The following is a 15,943-nucleotide window of genomic DNA, read 5'->3' on the forward strand; positions in this document are numbered from 1 at the left end:
AGGCTCCGCCGAGACGAATCCGGCCCGTCGCCTTCCTTCGCGGGAAGACGACGGGCGGAGGCTGCTCGGCGGAGTTGTCATTTTCGCCCGTCGCGGACGGGAAGAGAGGGGAGAACGCGCAGATGAAACGCAAGTATCGGTGGGAAATGCGGGAGGCCGATCCGCAGGCGGCGGAAGCGCTCGCGGCCGAGCTTAAGCTGCCTCCGCTCGTCGCCCGCCTGTTGGCGTCCAGAGGCTTGACCGAGCCGGAGGACGCCCGGAGGTTTTTGTACGGAGGCTCCGAAGGCTTTCACGATCCCTATCGAATGAAAGGAATGGCCGAGGCCGTCGAGCGGATTCGCCGGGCCCTTCGAGACCGGGAGAAAATTCGGGTTTACGGGGACTACGATGCGGACGGCGTCACGTCGACGGCGTTGATGATCCGGCTGCTGGGCCGGCTGGAAGCCGACTTCGACACCTACATCCCCCATCGCAGCCGCGAAGGATACGGGCTCCATACGGGAGCGATCGATCTTGCCGCGGCGGCAGGCGTAAAGCTGATCGTCACGGTCGACAACGGAATCAGCGCCGTGGAGCAAATCGCCTATGCCCGAAGCTTGGGAATCGAAGTCGTCGTAACCGACCACCACGAGCCTCCTGCCGTTCTGCCGGAGGCGGCTGCCCTCGTCAATCCGAAGCAGCCGGGATGCGGTTACCCGTTTAAAGGACTGTCCGGAGCGGGAGTCGCTTTCAAGCTGGCGCATGCGCTGCTCGCAGAAGCCGATCCATCGTATGCGGATTTGGCGGCGATCGGAACGGTGGCGGATCTCATGCCGCTCGAGGATGAGAACCGGATACTGGTCAAGCTCGGCTTGGAGCGGATGAACGTTCATCCGACGGCCGGCATACGGGCGCTGGCCGCGATCTGCGGAGCGGAGCAAGGCAAGCTGACCAGCGGCCGCATCGCCTTCGCGCTCGCCCCTCGGCTGAACGCGGGCGGAAGGCTGGAGAGCGCGGACGGGGCGGTCAAGCTTCTGGTCGCGGACAGCGACGCCGAAGCGGATGAGCTGGCGCAGCGCCTCGACGAGCTGAATAAGGAGCGGCAGCAGCTCGTGGACGAGACCGTCCTGGAAGCGGACAGGTTATGGCTGGAGACGGCGGAGCAATCCAGGGGCGAGCCGTGCGGCGCGATCGTCCTCGCGGGAGAAGGATGGAATGCGGGCATAGCCGGCTTGGTCGCATCCAAATTAGTGGAGCGGTATTACCGGCCGACCGTCATTCTGGCCATCGATCCGGCAACCGGGATGTGCAAAGGATCGGCGCGCTCGATCGAAGGCTTCGACCTCCACGCCGCCTTGACGGAATGCGCCGATTTGCTCGATCACTTCGGCGGGCATCAAGCGGCCGCCGGCATGACGATGCGGACCGAGCTCGTTCCGGAGCTTGGACGCCGCCTGTCCGAGATCGCGCTGGAGCGGATCCGGCCGGACGACTGGCTGCCGAAGCGCAAGGCCGATCTGCGGATCCGCCCCGCCGAATGGACGTTGGAGACGGCGGAGATGCTCAAGCTGCTCGAACCGTGCGGCAACGGCAACCCGACGCCCCGGTTTGTCGTAAAGGAAGCCAAGGTCCAGGAAGCGCGGGCGATCGGCAAGACGAGCAAGCACCTGCGGCTCGTCATCGAAGACCAGGGACGACGGCTAGAGACGGTCGGCTTCGGAATGGGCGAAGAGACGGAGACGCTATCCGGAGTTTCCTCGGTCGATCTGCTGGGAGAGCTGGCCGTCAACGAGTGGAACGGCAGCCGGCGCGTCCAATTGATGCTCCAGGATTGGAAGCCGAATTCGCTCCCGATCTTCGATCGCCGGAGCGAACGCTCCTGGTTGGCCGGCGCCGAATCGTTGGCGGCCCGGGGAGCGGGCCTGCTCATTCTGTGCTCGACTTCCGCCGCTTTGCAGGAAGCTGCGGCGTCGGAGACGCTCGCGGCAGCCGGCGCGGCGGCGTTCGGCTACGAGCAGTGGCGCGGCTGGACCGGAAAGGCCGGCACGCTTGAAAGTACGGCGGAGACGGCGGCTTCCTCGGCGCTCCGCGTCGTTCCGGGACCGGAGAGGGAACGGCACCTGGTGCTGGCCGGTCTGCCGAAGCGGCCGGGCGAAGTCGGGAGCTTGAGGGAACTGTTCGCCGAAGGGCATACCTTTGAATCGATACATATTTTTGCGGCGGAGGCGGGGGAGACGGGCGGCAGGACGAGACCTTTTCCCGATCGGGAGCAGTTCGGCCGGGTCTATTCGCTGTTCCGGCGCCAAGGAAGCTGGATCGACACGCCGGACGGATTCCTGCGGCAGGCGGCGGAAGCGACCGGCTGGCCCCTGGCGACGGTGCGCATGATGCAGGACGTGTTCGAGGAGCTCGGCTTCTTGTCCGTGGACCGGGCCAGCGTCAAAGTGGCCGCGACTCCTGCCCGGCGCGAATTGGAGCAGTCGGAGCGCTATCGCAAGGCGAAGGAACATGCCGAAGCGGCAGCGTTGCCCGCCATGAATACGGAATCTCTCCGCCAATGGCTCCGCGGGCTGTTGTCCGCGGCGGGAGCCCGGCAGTAGCCAGACGGCCTGCGCAAAGTGTATAATGCTACTCGTACAGTTAGTGAGAGGGGTCTAATCCAGCATGAACTTCAAAGATTACATTCGGGTCATTCCCGATTTTCCCCAGCCCGGGATTCGCTTCAAGGACATTACGACGCTGCTCAAAGACGGTCCGGCGTACCGCGCCGCGATCGACGCATTGAAGGAAGGGGTCGCCGGCCTTGAGATCGACCTCGTCGCCGGACCGGAAGCGCGGGGCTTCGTCATCGGCGCTCCGCTAGCCATCGCGCTGGGCGTCGGCTTCGTCCCGATCCGCAAAAGCGGCAAGCTGCCGGGAGAGACGGTCGAGGCATCTTACGATCTGGAGTACGGCAAGGATAAGCTGGCCGTTCACAAGGATTCGATTCAGCCCGGCCAGAAAGTGCTGATCGCGGACGATCTGCTGGCTACGGGGGGGACGATCTCGACCACGTCGCAGCTGATCCGTCAGCTGGGCGGAGAGATCGTCGGCGCGTCGTTCCTCATCGAGCTCGGCTATTTGAACGGCCGGGAAAAGCTGCCGGGCATCGACGTATTCTCGCTGGTCAAGTTTTGATTCTACCGGTCATCCGAAAGCTGCAAGGGCAACCTGGCAGCTTTTTTTTGCACGTAAATTCCGCAAGGCGAGCGTAAGGTTCATTTTCATCTGGCGCTAAGGACGCGTTCATCGTCCGTTCATCTACGAATGATAGTATCCAATTATTGTTTCTTACATAATTGGTGTATCATTCGGGAGGTTCTCGGGAAATGAAGAAGAAGCGCTGGAAGAAGATCGTAACCTGGCTTGTCGTGATTTGCGTCCTCGCGGCAGGCGGGGGAGCGGGCTACTGGTATTACAACAAGGATAACACTGCGGCCGCCGCGCCTTCCTTCCAGGAGGCGAGGGTAACCCAAGGCACCATCACCCAAAGCGTAACCGGTTCGGGATCCGTTGCCGTCAGCGAATCGGATGACGCGATCATAGCCGAAGACGGCACCGTCGAGAAGGTGTCCGTGCAAGAGGGAGACGTCGTCAAGAAAGGCCAGGTGCTGGCGACGTTCGAAGGAGAAGACGTCTCGCTCGCGTTGAATAAGGCCAAATTGACGCTGCAGCAGCAGCAGATGAGCTTGCAGCAAGCGCAAGACAAATGGAAAAGCCTGAAAATTTCCGGCGCCAGCGATTCCGACCTCGAAGCAGCCGAGATGAGCATCAAGTCCGCTCAGCTGAATATCGAGCAGACGGAGCTGGAGATCCAGGACAACGAAGATAAAGCCAAAGCGCCGGATCCGCTTGTGGCTCCGATCGACGGGACGATCACGGAGGTGGATATCAAAGCGGGAGATTCCGTACAAGCCCGTTTGACCGCCTTTAAACTCGTCAATTACGATAAGCTGGAAGTGTCCATCTCCGCGGACGAGCTCGACATTACCAAGCTGAAGGTAGGGCAAACCGCCAATGTTTCGATCGAAGCGCTGAGCGGCCAGAAGATCACGGGCACGGTGTCGGATATTTCCAAGGACGGCACGGCCTCGAACGGCGTGTCGACGTTCCCGGTCACGGTTACGCTGAACGATATCGATAACGTGCTGCCGGGCATGTCCGCAGATGTGAGCATCATCATTCAGCAAAAAGAGAATGCGCTCATCGTGCCGGTCGACGCGGTGGAAACGGTCGGCGGCAAATACTTCGTGCGCGTGCCGAACAGCGGCGCCACGGGCTCGAGCGGCGGAAGCGGTACGAACAATAAGTCGAACGATGCAGCGAACGGCAACGGAGCGGCTGCAGGCGGAGCTGCCGGCGGGGCGGCGAAAGCCAGCGGAGCAGGCGCGGGCGGAGCTGCTGCCGGCGCGGCGAACGGCAACGGAGCAGGCGCAGGCGGAGCTGCCGGCGGCGCGGCGAACGGCAACGGAGCAGGAGCAGGGGGATTCACGAGAGGCTCGGGGAACCGCAGCGGAGCGGCAGGAGGAAACGGCCAGTTCCCGGGCCGCGGCGGCAGAACTACCGGCAATGCGAGCCGAGGGCAAGGAATGGGTATGATGAATGCCGCAAACGGCGACTTTAAAATGCAAGAGATTACGGTCGGCATCACGACCGATTCCCAAGTCGAAGTGACGTCGGGCCTGACCGCAGGTCAAACCGTACTGATCCCGATTATCGTGTCCTCCGGTTCCTCGACGACCACGGCGATTAAGGGAATCGGAGCCGGCGGCTTCGGCGGCGGCAACTTCGGCGGAGGCGGCTTCGTTGGAGGCGGCTTCGGCGGAGGCGGCGGCGGTAATTTCCGGAGAGCGGGAGGCTGACGAGAATGGCCCAAATCGACAGAACTCCGCTGATCCGGCTGGAAAACATTTATAAGCATTATACGTTGGCCGGCGAAACGTTCAACGCTTTGGACGGGGTCACTCTGACCGTCTACAAGGGCGACTTCATGGCGATCGTCGGGCCTTCCGGCTCCGGCAAATCGACGTTGATGAACGTGCTGGGCTGTTTGGACCAGCCCAGCAGCGGCAAATACTTTCTGGACGGCGCGGAAGTGGAAGAGCTTAGCGAGAACAAGCTGGCGGTCATCCGCAACACGAAGATCGGATTTATTTTTCAAAGCTTTCACTTGCTCCCCAAGCTGAGAGCGATCGAGAACGTCGAACTGCCTCTCGTGTATCGCGGCATGTCGGCAAGCGAGCGCCGCGAAAGAGCCAAAGAATCGCTTACGAAGGTCGGCCTGGGAGAAAAAATGTTCCACATCCCCAACCAGTTGTCGGGGGGCCAGCAGCAGCGCGTGGCGATCGCAAGAGCGCTCGCGGGCATTCCCCCGCTGCTCTTGGCGGACGAGCCGACGGGAGCCCTCGACAGCAAGACGAGCCGCGACGTGATGGGCCTGCTTCAAGAGCTGAATGCGGAAGGCAATACGATCGTGCTCATTACCCACGATCCGAACGTCGCCGCTCAGGCCAAACGGGTCGTGCGCATCCAAGACGGCAAATTGACGGAAGAAAGGATTGAAGCGTCGTGAAGTTGTCGCAAGGTGTAAAAATGGCCTGGCACAGCGTCAGTACGCAGAAGATGCGTACTTTGCTCACGGTGCTCGGAATTATGATAGGCGTCGCTTCGGTCACCATCATGGTCGCGATCGGCAACGGTACCGCCGAGCAGGTCAAAAGCCAGATGCAAGGGCTGGGGACGAACATGCTGACCGCCAACGTGATCGGCCGCGGCGCCGTCACGAGCATTACGCTGGACGATGCCAAAGACTTGACGGACATCGACGGCGTCGAGACGTACGCTCCGGTCATCAGCGGCTCGGTGACGGCCAAATACAAAACGAATACGTATAGCGCATCCGTACAAGCCACGACGCCCTCCTTCGCGGATGTCCGGGACTACACGGTCTCCGAAGGCCGGTTCATCAAGGACATCGACGGCGCCTTCTCGCAGAAGGTTGCCGTCGTCGGATCCGAGGTCGTCAGCGAGTTGTCGATGTCCAATCCGGTCGGACAAACGATCAGCCTGAACGGGTCTCTCTATACGATCGTCGGCGTTCTGGCATCGAAGGGCAGCACCTCCGCCGGGTCGAGCGACAACGTCGTGATCATCCCGATTCAGACGGCCCGCGTCGCGCTTAAAACCGATGCGATCCGTACTATCTACGTGCAAGTAGCAAGCAGCGACAAGGTCGATTTCGTGCAGACGATGCTCGAGTTCAAGCTTCAGCAGTTTTTCCGGAACGACGAGAACGCTTATACCGTATTCAATCAGTCGGACCTGCTGGAGACGATTACGGCGGTCTCCACCTCCATGTCGACGATGCTTACGTACGTGGCGGCGATCTCGCTCCTGGTCGGCGGCATCGGAATTATGAACATGATGCTGACCTCGGTAACGGAGCGCACGAAGGAGATCGGGATCCGGAAATCTCTTGGCGCCAAGCAGAGGGACATTCTGTTTCAGTTTCTCGTGGAAGCGGGGATGATCGGCGGACTCGGCGGCTTGGTGGGGGTTATCGTCGGGGCAAGCGGCTCGAAATTCGCGGGCAAGCTGATGGATTCCCCTGCGTCGCCATCGGTCAATATCATGGTGCTCGCGTTGATCTTCTCCATGGGGGTCGGCGTTCTGTTCGGTTTCCTGCCCGCGCGCAGAGCTTCCAAGCTGAACCCCGTCGACGCGTTACGACAATAGCAAGTTTTTCTGACTATCGAAATGTGCGAAGGAGTGCGGACCGCTCATGGCCGTTGCCAACATCCTTGTCATCGAGGACGATCCTTATATCAGCGACCTGATCGGTCTGTACTTGAAGCGCGAAGGGTTTCATTACACGGTGGCCTGCAACGGAGAGGAAGGCATCGAACAGTTCCTCTCCGAGCCGCCCGACCTGGTCATTCTCGACCTGATGCTGCCCGGCGCAGACGGCTGGACCGTCTGCCGGCGCATCCGGACCGAGCGGGCGACGCCGATCATCATTCTGACCGGCAAAGGGGAAAGTTACGACAAGCTCAAAGGGTTCGAGCTCGGCGCCGACGATTATCTCGTCAAGCCGTTCGACCCGAAGGAGCTGGTGGCGCGGATCAAAGCGGTCATGCGCCGGACGAAGCCGGGCTTCGCGCGCGAGCCGGTCAAGCTGCCGGATCTCGTCATCGATCTTGACCGTTACGTCGTCGTATGCGGCGGGAATGAATTGACGCTTCCTCCGAAGGAGATGGAGCTGCTTCATGCGCTAGCCTCCATGCCCAACCGGGTGCTGACGCGGGAGCAGCTGCTCGACCGGGTATGGGGATTCGATTTTGAAGGGGATCCGCGGACGGTGGACGTTCATATTAAACGAATTCGCGAGAAAATCGGCAATTCCGAGCATTGCCGGATCGAGACGATTCGGGGCGTGGGCTACAAGTTCGAGGTGAGCGGAGCATGATCCGGTGGAACGGCATCACCGTCAAGCTTCTGCTCGCCTTTTTCGCCATTTTGCTGCTCTCATTCTCTGTCACTTCGGCCGTCTCCTTCTGGTTCATCCGCTCCGAGCTCGGACATCGGAACGACGCGTTCGAGGAGGAGCAGCTCAGTGTCGCGGCCGCGCTCGTTCGCAGCGCGTACCGGGAGAAGTGGAGCGACGACATGCTCCGCTCCGCCTTGCAGATCGCGACCGGCCCGATGAACCGGACGATCTACGTGCTGGACCGGGACGGCAAAGTGCTCGTTCAAGCGGGGGCGCAGGGAGCGCAGCTTCCCCCTCCCGATTCGGGCCTGCTCCGCGACGTCCTGACTCGGGGCAAGACCGTCATCGCCCAGCCGGTGCCCGGAAGCGGGTCGCCGCTATTGTCCGCCGCGCCGGTAAGCGGCGACAACCGGTTCGCGGGAAAGGCGGTCGTCATCGTCTCCCGCGAACTGAAGCGGGAATTCCGCGGCTTTACCGGTATGTTCCGCAACGTCATGATTTCGACGCTTGTCTTCTCTATCCTCATCGTGTTTTTCGTCTCCAGCCGGATGACCGCGCGGCTGCGCCGAATGAAGGATGCCGCCCGCCAGATCGCGACGGGCAAGTTCGACGTGCGGCTGGACGAACGGCCGAGAGACGAGATCGGAGAACTGGCCGGCTCTTTGAACCATATGTCGCAGGAGCTCGGAAGCCTCGACCGGATGAGGAGGGAGTTCCTGGCCAATGTCTCTCACGACTTGCGGTCGCCGCTCACGTCGATCGGCGGCTACGTAGAAGCGATGATCGACGGCGCGGTGCCCGAAGACAAGCGGGACGCCTACCTCGATCTGATCCGCAGCCAGACGCAGCGAATGAACCGGCTGGTCAACGACCTGCTGGAGATGGCGCGAATGGAAGCGGGTCAACTGAACATCTCGCCGACTCCCTACAATCTGTCCGAATGGGTCCGTAGGCTGCTCGCCGGTCTCGATCCGGAATTCACCCGGCGCTCGATTCGCTTCGAGCTGACCGGAGCGCCGGACGACGTCTGGGTGCTCGCCGACCCGCACCTGATCGACCAGGTGCTGTCCAATCTGCTGCTGAACGCGATCCAGTTTTCCCCGAACGGCCAGTCGGTCGAAGTATCGATCGAACGGGACGGGACGGATGCCGTCGTCAGCGTCCGCGACGAAGGGGTCGGCATCTCCAAGGAGAATCTGGACCGCATCTGGCAGCGGTTCTACAAATCCGACAAAGCCCGATCCGCCCACGCGGGGAGCGGGCTCGGCCTGTCCATCGTGCAGCACGTGCTCGCCAGGCACGGCACGGCGGCCACGGTCGAGAGCAAGCCGGGCCGCGGTTCGAAGTTCACGTTCCGGCTGCCGACCGTCGAGCCTCCGGCTTCCGCCCGCTCGTCCGTCCATCGCTAACCCCACCGGGAATAAGCCGCCAATCCCATTTATAAGTCTATGGTCCCGGTTCCCGAGACCGATCGGTTGACGATTCCCGTCGTCAAGAGGCATAATGAAAGGAAATCTTCTTTTACGGGAACCGGCCGCGCCGATCGCAGGCAGATTTTCAGGGAAAGGAACTTGGCATGGGCATGGAGCAGCTGCTCGAGAAAGCATCCCAATATATGAAAGATCAGGATTTGCAGCGCGTCCGCGAGGCTTATGAATACGCGGATGAAGCCCATCGCGGGCAGCTGCGCAAATCCGGCGAGCCTTATATTCTTCATCCCGTTGCCGTTGCCGAGATCCTGGTCAACATGCAGATGGATGTCGTCACGGTGATGGCCGCGCTGCTTCATGACGTCGTCGAAGACACGAATGTGACGGTCGACGACGTCAAGGAACGCTTCGGCGAGACGATCGCCGGCCTGGTCGACGGGCTGACGAAGCTGGAGAAAATCCAGTTCCGCTCGAAGGAAGAGCAGCAGAACGAGAACTACCGGAAGATGTTCGTCGCGATGGCCAACGACATCCGCGTCATTCTGATCAAGCTCGCCGACCGTCTGCACAATATGCGGACGCTCAAATACCAATCGGAAGAAAGCCAGCGCCGCATCGCCCACGAGACGATGGAGATTTACTGTCCGATCGCCCATCGCCTCGGGATCAGCGCGATCAAGTGGGAGATGGAGGACATTGCCCTTCGCTTCCTCAACCCGCAGCAGTACTACCGCATCGCCAACTTAATGAAGAAGAAGCGAACGGAACGGGAGCAGTATATTGCGGATCTCATCGCCAAAATCCGCGAGAAGCTGGAAGAGATGGGCATCCAGGGCGACATCTCCGGGCGCCCGAAGCATATTTTCAGCGTGTTCAAGAAAATGACGACGAAGAACAAGCAGTTCAACGAGATTTACGATCTGCTCGCCATTCGCATTCTCGTGGACAACGTCAAGGACTGCTACGCGACTCTCGGCATTATCCATACTCTCTGGAAGCCGATGCCCGGCCGTTTCAAAGATTATATCGCCATGCCCAAAGCGAACATGTACCAGTCCCTGCATACGACCGTCGTCGGACCGACCGGCGAACCGACGGAAGTGCAGATCCGCACGTGGGAGATGCATCGGACAAGCGAATTCGGGATCGCGGCGCATTGGGCTTATAAAGAAGGCAAAGAGACCGGAGTCGTCCAAGGTTCCTTCGGGGACAAGATGAACTGGTTCCGAGAGATCATCGAGCTGCAGCAAGAGACGCGGGATGCCGCCGAATTCATGGAATCGCTCAAAATGGACTTTTTCACCGATCTCGTCTTCGTCTTCACGCCCAAGGGGGAAGTGTTCGAGCTGCCCGCCGGCTCGGTTCCTCTCGACTTCGCATACCGGATTCATACGGAGGTCGGCAACCGGACGATCGGTGCCAAAGTGAACGGGCGCATCGTGCCGCTCGACCACCAGCTCAAGACGGGCGATATCGTCGAGATTCTGACCTCCAAGCATTCCTACGGCCCGAGCCAGGACTGGCTCAAGATCGCCCAATCGTCGCACGCCCGGAGCAAAATCCGCCAGTGGTTTAAGAAAGAGAAGCGCGAAGAGAACGTCGAGAAAGGCTGGGAGTCGCTCGAACGAGAGCTGAAGCGGATCGGCCTGGAACCGCCGGAATGGATGACGGACGAGAAGCTGATCGAGGTCGCGCGCAAGTTCGCCTTTAACGATATCGAAGACATGATGTCGGCGATCGGCTTCGGCGGCATTACCGCTGCGCAGATATGCACCCGGCTGACGGAGAAGCTGCGCAAGGAAGCGGAGGAAGCGCAGCAGATTCAACTGACGTCCGAAGGGATCAAGGAAGCCCGTACGGTGCCTCAGGAGCGGAAAACCCGCAGCTCTCACGGCGTTATCGTCAAAGGCGTCGACAACGTGCTCGTCCGCTTCGCCCGCTGCTGCAGCCCGGTGCCGGGCGACGATATCGTGGGCTACATTACGCGCGGCCGGGGCGTGTCGGTGCACCGGACCGACTGCCCGAACCTTCCGCATGCGGCGGAAGGAGAAGAAGCGGCCCGCGTCATCGAGGTGTCGTGGGAGGAAGCGTCGGAAGCGAGCTACAGCGTGGAGATCGAGATTCTCGGCCATGACCGGCGCGGGCTGCTTAACGAAGTGCTGCAGTCCGTATCGGAGAGCAAGACGAACATTGCCGCCGTCTCCGGACGTTCCGACCGCAACAAGGTAGCCGTCATGCATCTGACCATTCTGATCCGCAACAAGGACCATCTGCAGTCGGTCGTCGAGAAGATCAAGCGGGTGAAAGATATTTTCTCCGTGCAGCGGGTCATTCAATAGAGAGACGAAACGGAGGAAATTCGGCGTGAAAGTGGTGCTGCAGCGCGTCTTGGAAGCGGCGGTTCGGGTGGAAGGCGAGCTCGTCGGCGAGATCGGACAAGGGCTGCTGCTGCTGGTCGGCTTCGGTCATGAAGACGGGGAAGCCGAGCTGGTCTGGATGGCCGACAAGGTGGCAGGCTTGCGCGTGTTTGAAGACGACGCCGGCAAAATGAACCTGTCCGTAACCGAGGTCGGCGGCTCCGTGCTGTCCGTGTCTCAATTCACCTTGTACGGGGACTGCCGGAAAGGACGCCGTCCGAACTTTATGGGAGCTGCCCGTCCGGAACGGGCTTCCTCGCTTTACGACCGGTTCAACGCCTTGCTGCAAGCTCGCGGGCTGCCGGTCGAGACAGGGCGCTTCGGAGCCATGATGGACGTCTCCCTCGTCAATGACGGCCCGGTGACGCTCATTCTGGAAAATCCGAACGGCGCATCGAACCCGACGGGGGAGTGAAGCGGCGCCGGAATGGCAACACTACAAGTCGAGTCCAGTGAAGAGGAGTCGGCTTGAATGAGACGTTCCGGCAAGGAAGCGAAGCATGTAAGGTGGATGCAGCAGGGGGCTCCGGTCGAGCGGCGGGAAGCGCTGGCGGTCCGGTCCGACTCCGAATGGGCGGACGAGCTCGGACACGACGCCCGATCGGGTCAAGTTTACGGGAGACGCCATCCTCCGATGACGCGCGGATAAGGAAGCGATAAGAAGCGCTTCCTTTTCTGTAATGAAACTGTAATCCTGTTTTCATCATTCTTTAAAACAAACCCCTTATTATACAAGGTGACCCCCTTTTTTCAATATATATTCAAATTGAACCTGTCGGACGGCCGACAGGTTATTTTTCTTTTGGCGCGGCGGAGACGGTTCCCCCTTTGAAGAATTTCATCTCGCTCAAGTACGTGACTTCCGGCGAAGTTTTCTTCCGATGGATCGTCTCGATCAGCCGGGCGACGGCGGTCTGCCGGTCGGCCGGGGACACGAAGACGGTCGTCAGCTCCGGCTTGCTGAGATGGGCGAGCTCCGAATACCCGTACCCGATCAGGCTTACTTGCGACGGCACGGCAATGCCGCGTTCCTTCAACCACTGCAGGGCGCCGAACTGGATGACCGTATTGACGCAGAAGATCGCGGTATAGTCGATGTCCAGCACCTGCAGGCGCGCGCACATCTCGTAGCCGTCCTCGTCCTTGCTCGCTTGAATCAACGATTTGTCAACCTCGATGCCCGCCTCCTCCAGCGCCTCGTAATATCCTTCGAGGTTGGTGCGATGGATTCGGGTTTCCAGATTGCCGCTGAAAAAAGCGATCCGGCGATGGCCGTGCTCCAGCAGCATTTTTACCGCTTCGTAAGCCCCTTTTCGATGGTCCATCACGACGCTGTTCGTTCCTTCGCGAGGGATGCCGCCGTAGAACAAATAGGGGACGTTCGCGCTGACGATCAGATCGATCGCCGACTCGTCCAAATCTCCGGTGACGATGTACCCGTCCGCTTCCTTGTTCTGAATGATTTTGCGCAACTTCTCCTGATCGCCCGGCTCCGCCTGGATGTTCACGAACAGAAGGGAGTAGTTGCTCTTGCTGGCGGCGTCTTCGATGATCTTCAGATCGTACATGTAACGGGGGTCGTCCGGCGTGCGGCCGTGCAGGACGAAGCAAAGCCTCGGGGAAGCTTCCGTGCCGACGTAGCCGAGTTCTTTGGCCGCCTGCAAAATTTTTTGCCGGGTTTTCTCCGCGATCGTGCTGCTCGGGGTGTTATTGAGAACGAGGGATACCGCGGAACGCGATACTCCGACATACTCGGCGATGTCCTTCTTGGTTACGGGCAAATGGTCCACTCTCCTCGATCGGTCCATGCGGCGACAAAGCTCTTCGCGATGCCAATCTCTAGTGATGTATTATAGCATAGTGCGTTGGGGATGAAAGCCATTCCCCCTCTGCGGCAAGAAGGCCGGCCGACGGGCGGCCAGCCTTCCTTGCCAGATAAGAATGAATAAGTTCCCGGGGGCTCCGCAAAGCACCTGAATAACCTTCCAAGCTAAGCCTCGCTTTGTGGGGTAAACGGCTTATTGCTTCTCGTAACGTTCGTATGCGGCGGTGTATATTTTCATATATTCCTCCAGTCCCATCTTCTTCAGCGTAGAGACGTAATTGTCCCACTCGGAGAACGGGGCGTCGCCGGTGACGAACTTGGTCGTCATCTCGTCCACGTAATTGCCGATGTCGGTGCCCAGAGCGTTAAATTGCGCCAGCTCGTCCTGGTTGTACGTGAACGGAGGCCACACTTCCTTCGGATAATAAGGCTCGATCTTTTTCGCCGCTTCTAGGTTGGCCGGCGAGCTCTCGCCGCCTTTGAACGTCTTGGCGGTCAGCATCGCCGGATAGTAGCCCCCGGCCCACGAGACGTATTTCTTCCCGAACTCCGGATCGGCCTTGTACTCGTCCGTGTAGTCGACCGAGCCGTCCGGCTTTACGACGTAGCTCTTGTCCTTGATGCCCATGAAGAACATCGTGCTGCCTTCCTCGCCGTAGAAGTAATCGGCCCAGCGCATCGTCGCTTCCGGATACTTGTTCTTGTTCGTGATCGCGAAGCCGCCGACATCGACGAGCGGGGATCTCGCGCGGGAGAACAGGCGGTCGCCGTTCGGACCGGCGAAGGCGTTCGCTCCGATATAATCGTCCTTGTGATCGCCGAACGTATCCGCATTCGTATACAGGAACGATCCGTACAGTCCGTCCGATCCTTTGGCCAGCATCTCCTTGCCCGGGATCGTCAGAATCTCCGGAATGAACAGATTTTCCTTGTACAGCTTGTTCACGTACTGGAGCACTTCTTTATAATGGGGATCCGTCGGTATGAATCGAAGCTGGTTCGTCTTCGGATCGACGTCGACGCGGGGATGGGTGTTGCCCCGGTTGCCGAGTCCCCATGCCCCCTTAAGCTGATCGATCAGGCCGGTGATGCCGCTGGCGGCATATGGAATCTCGTCGTTCTTGCCGTTGCCGTTCGGGTCCTTCGTCTTGACCGCTTTGAGATATTCGTAGAATTCGTCGGTCGTCTCGGGCTCCTTCATGCCGAGGGCGTCAAGGAACTTCTTGTTGATCCACAGCTCCGACCCGATGACGACCGATTTGAAGTCCGGATCGTAGAACGTCGGCAGCGAGTAGATGTTGCCGTCCGGCATCGTCAGGCCTTTCTTGATCTCCGGGTATTTCTCCATCAGCTGCTTGAAGTTGGGAGCATACTCGTCGATCAGCTTGTTGAGCGGGATGAGCAAGCCTTGTCCGCCGTAATTGGCCAGGTCGACGCTCGTGAATCTGGCGGTGTGGAAGGCGTCGGGCAGTTCGCCGCCGGCCAGCAGCAGGTTCCGCTTCTCCGTCAGGCTGTCCACCGGCGTGAGCTGCCAGTTGACGTCGACGTTGGTCATCTTGGCGTACTCTTTCCAGATCTCGACGTTGTTCCAGTCGGCCGGAGCCGAAGGGGCTTGGCCGGCGAAGATGTTGAGCTTGATCGGGGCGTTCACGATGGGGAAACCGGTTGCGTTCACGCCAGCGCTTTCGCTCTGCCCCTTCGTTCCTTGCGGGGAGCTGCCGCCGCTTGCCGAGCTTGGGCCGTCATTGCCCGAGTCGTTGCCGCTGCAGGAAGCGAGCAGTCCGGTCATCACGGTTGCCGCGAGGAGCAGCCTGGTTCTTTTTTTCCAATCCATGTCCATGATCCCTCCCAATGAATGAAGCTTATCGATAAGGGCTCAGCCCTTGATCGCGCCGATCATGACGCCTTTGACGAAGTATTTCTGAAGGAACGGGTACAGAAGCAGGATCGGCAGGTTGGCGACGATGACGATGGCGTATTTGATCGCTTCGGCATCCAGGATTTGCTGGTCCTGCCCGATCATCGCGGCGCCGCCCTGCAGCATTTCGTCCATTTCCCCTTTGACGAGGATTTCCCTCAGGAACAGCTGCAGCGGGAACTTGTGGCGATCCGACAAATAGATGAGCGCATTGAAGTATGAATTCCAATGGCCGACGCTGTAGAACAGCACCATGACGGCGATGATCGGCATCGAGAGCGGCAGCACGATCTTCCGCAGCGTCTGCAGATTGCCGCAGCCGTCGATCGAAGCGGCTTCCTGCAGCTCGTGCGGAATGCCGGTCTGGAAGAACGTTCGCATGATGATGATGTTGTAGACGGAGACGGCGTTCGGAATGACGAGCGCCCACAGCGTATCGATCATGTGCAGGTCCCGGACGAGCAGGTATGTCGGAATGAGGCCTCCGCCGAAAAACATCGTGAAGACAAGAAAGGCGGTCATGACCCCGCGGCCGGCGAAATCCCTGCGGGACAGCGGGAAAGCCGCGAACACGGTCATCGCCAGGTTGATCGCCGTTCCGATGACGGTATACAGGATCGTATTGCGGTACCCGATCAGCACTTCGCGGTTATGCAGGATTTTCTCGTAGCCGACGGACGTCGGATGAATCGGCAGCAGCCACATGCGGCCCTCGATGACCGCTTTGGGATCGCTGACGGAGGCGCTTAACATGTAAAGCAGCGGATACAGGACCGCTGCCAGCGCGAGCGCCAGGATAACATAGATGACGGCTCCGGCCACCCGGTCGCCAAGCGATGGTTTGATCAA

General features: G+C 60.0%; 13 protein-coding genes. 10 read left to right on the forward strand and 3 right to left on the reverse strand.

Annotated elements, in window-relative coordinates; genetic code table 11:
* Positions 1-122: 122 nt before the first annotated feature.
* From recJ to H7C18_RS00440, 10 genes are all read left to right on the forward strand, one after another.
* Positions 123-2,579, forward strand: a complete 2,457-nt coding sequence (recJ, locus tag H7C18_RS00395; protein ID WP_185127028.1) for a single-stranded-DNA-specific exonuclease RecJ — start codon at positions 123-125, stop codon at positions 2,577-2,579.
* A gap of 64 nt (positions 2,580-2,643) precedes the next feature.
* Complete coding sequence (locus H7C18_RS00400; protein WP_185127029.1) at positions 2,644-3,156, forward strand: adenine phosphoribosyltransferase; 513 nt, start codon at positions 2,644-2,646, stop codon at positions 3,154-3,156.
* 191 nt (positions 3,157-3,347) lie between these two features.
* Positions 3,348-4,880 (forward strand): efflux RND transporter periplasmic adaptor subunit, encoded by a 1,533-nt coding sequence (locus H7C18_RS00405; RefSeq protein ID WP_185127030.1) that lies wholly within the window; start codon positions 3,348-3,350, stop codon positions 4,878-4,880.
* Positions 4,881-4,885: 5 nt separating this feature from the next.
* On the forward strand, positions 4,886-5,590 hold the full coding sequence (locus H7C18_RS00410; protein ID WP_273385198.1) for an ABC transporter ATP-binding protein: 705 nt from the start codon (positions 4,886-4,888) through the stop codon (positions 5,588-5,590).
* The gene (locus H7C18_RS00415) at positions 5,587-6,753 is read left to right on the forward strand and encodes an ABC transporter permease (protein ID WP_185127031.1); all 1,167 of its coding nucleotides are present in this window, start codon (positions 5,587-5,589) and stop codon (positions 6,751-6,753) included. Before H7C18_RS00410 ends, H7C18_RS00415 begins: the two co-directional genes overlap by 4 nt.
* Positions 6,754-6,799: 46 nt before the next feature.
* Entirely contained in the window at positions 6,800-7,483 is a 684-nt protein-coding gene (locus H7C18_RS00420; RefSeq protein WP_185127032.1) for a response regulator transcription factor, read from the forward strand.
* Positions 7,480-8,913, forward strand: a complete 1,434-nt coding sequence (locus H7C18_RS00425) for a sensor histidine kinase (protein WP_185127033.1) — start codon at positions 7,480-7,482, stop codon at positions 8,911-8,913. Before H7C18_RS00420 ends, H7C18_RS00425 begins: the two co-directional genes overlap by 4 nt.
* 167 nt (positions 8,914-9,080) lie before the next feature.
* Entirely contained in the window at positions 9,081-11,273 is a 2,193-nt protein-coding gene (locus H7C18_RS00430; RefSeq protein ID WP_185127034.1) for a RelA/SpoT family protein, read from the forward strand.
* Between the two features lie 25 nt (positions 11,274-11,298).
* Positions 11,299-11,766, forward strand: coding sequence for a D-aminoacyl-tRNA deacylase (dtd, locus tag H7C18_RS00435; protein ID WP_185127035.1), 468 nt, complete (start codon positions 11,299-11,301; stop codon positions 11,764-11,766).
* A gap of 57 nt (positions 11,767-11,823) precedes the next feature.
* A complete protein-coding gene (locus H7C18_RS00440; RefSeq protein ID WP_185127036.1) occupies positions 11,824-12,000 on the forward strand; it encodes a hypothetical protein in 177 nt (58 codons plus the stop codon).
* A 142-nt stretch (positions 12,001-12,142) separates the two neighbouring features.
* Here H7C18_RS00440 and H7C18_RS00445 read toward each other — a convergent pair whose 3' ends face one another.
* From H7C18_RS00445 to H7C18_RS00455, 3 genes are all read right to left on the reverse strand, one after another.
* On the reverse strand, positions 12,143-13,132 hold the full coding sequence (locus H7C18_RS00445; protein ID WP_185127037.1) for a LacI family DNA-binding transcriptional regulator: 990 nt from the start codon (positions 13,130-13,132) through the stop codon (positions 12,143-12,145).
* Between the two features lie 237 nt (positions 13,133-13,369).
* The gene (locus H7C18_RS00450; protein WP_185127038.1) at positions 13,370-15,010 is read right to left on the reverse strand and encodes a type 2 periplasmic-binding domain-containing protein; all 1,641 of its coding nucleotides are present in this window, start codon (positions 15,008-15,010) and stop codon (positions 13,370-13,372) included.
* A gap of 42 nt (positions 15,011-15,052) precedes the next feature.
* Complete coding sequence (locus H7C18_RS00455; RefSeq protein WP_420481823.1) at positions 15,053-15,940, reverse strand: carbohydrate ABC transporter permease; 888 nt, start codon at positions 15,938-15,940, stop codon at positions 15,053-15,055.
* Between the last annotated feature and the right edge of the window lie 3 nt (positions 15,941-15,943).

Source organism: Cohnella zeiphila (genome assembly GCF_014212055.1).
GTDB lineage: Bacteria > Bacillota > Bacilli > Paenibacillales > Paenibacillaceae > Cohnella > Cohnella zeiphila.

Excerpts from the sequence above, each read along its gene's own strand:
- recJ (WP_185127028.1), top strand. The coding sequence starts at position 123 with ATGAAACGCAAGTATCGGTGGGAAATGCGGGAGGCCGATCCGCAGGCG.
- H7C18_RS00400 (WP_185127029.1), top strand. The coding sequence starts at position 2,644 with ATGAACTTCAAAGATTACATTCGGGTCATTCCCGATTTTCCCCAGCCC.
- H7C18_RS00405 (WP_185127030.1), top strand. The coding sequence starts at position 3,348 with ATGAAGAAGAAGCGCTGGAAGAAGATCGTAACCTGGCTTGTCGTGATT.
- H7C18_RS00410 (WP_273385198.1), top strand. The coding sequence starts at position 4,886 with ATGGCCCAAATCGACAGAACTCCGCTGATCCGGCTGGAAAACATTTAT.
- H7C18_RS00420 (WP_185127032.1), top strand. The coding sequence starts at position 6,800 with ATGGCCGTTGCCAACATCCTTGTCATCGAGGACGATCCTTATATCAGC.
- H7C18_RS00425 (WP_185127033.1), top strand. The coding sequence starts at position 7,480 with ATGATCCGGTGGAACGGCATCACCGTCAAGCTTCTGCTCGCCTTTTTC.
- H7C18_RS00430 (WP_185127034.1), top strand. The coding sequence starts at position 9,081 with ATGGGCATGGAGCAGCTGCTCGAGAAAGCATCCCAATATATGAAAGAT.
- H7C18_RS00440 (WP_185127036.1), top strand. The coding sequence starts at position 11,824 with ATGAGACGTTCCGGCAAGGAAGCGAAGCATGTAAGGTGGATGCAGCAG.
- H7C18_RS00450 (WP_185127038.1), bottom strand. The coding sequence starts at position 15,010 with ATGGATTGGAAAAAAAGAACCAGGCTGCTCCTCGCGGCAACCGTGATG.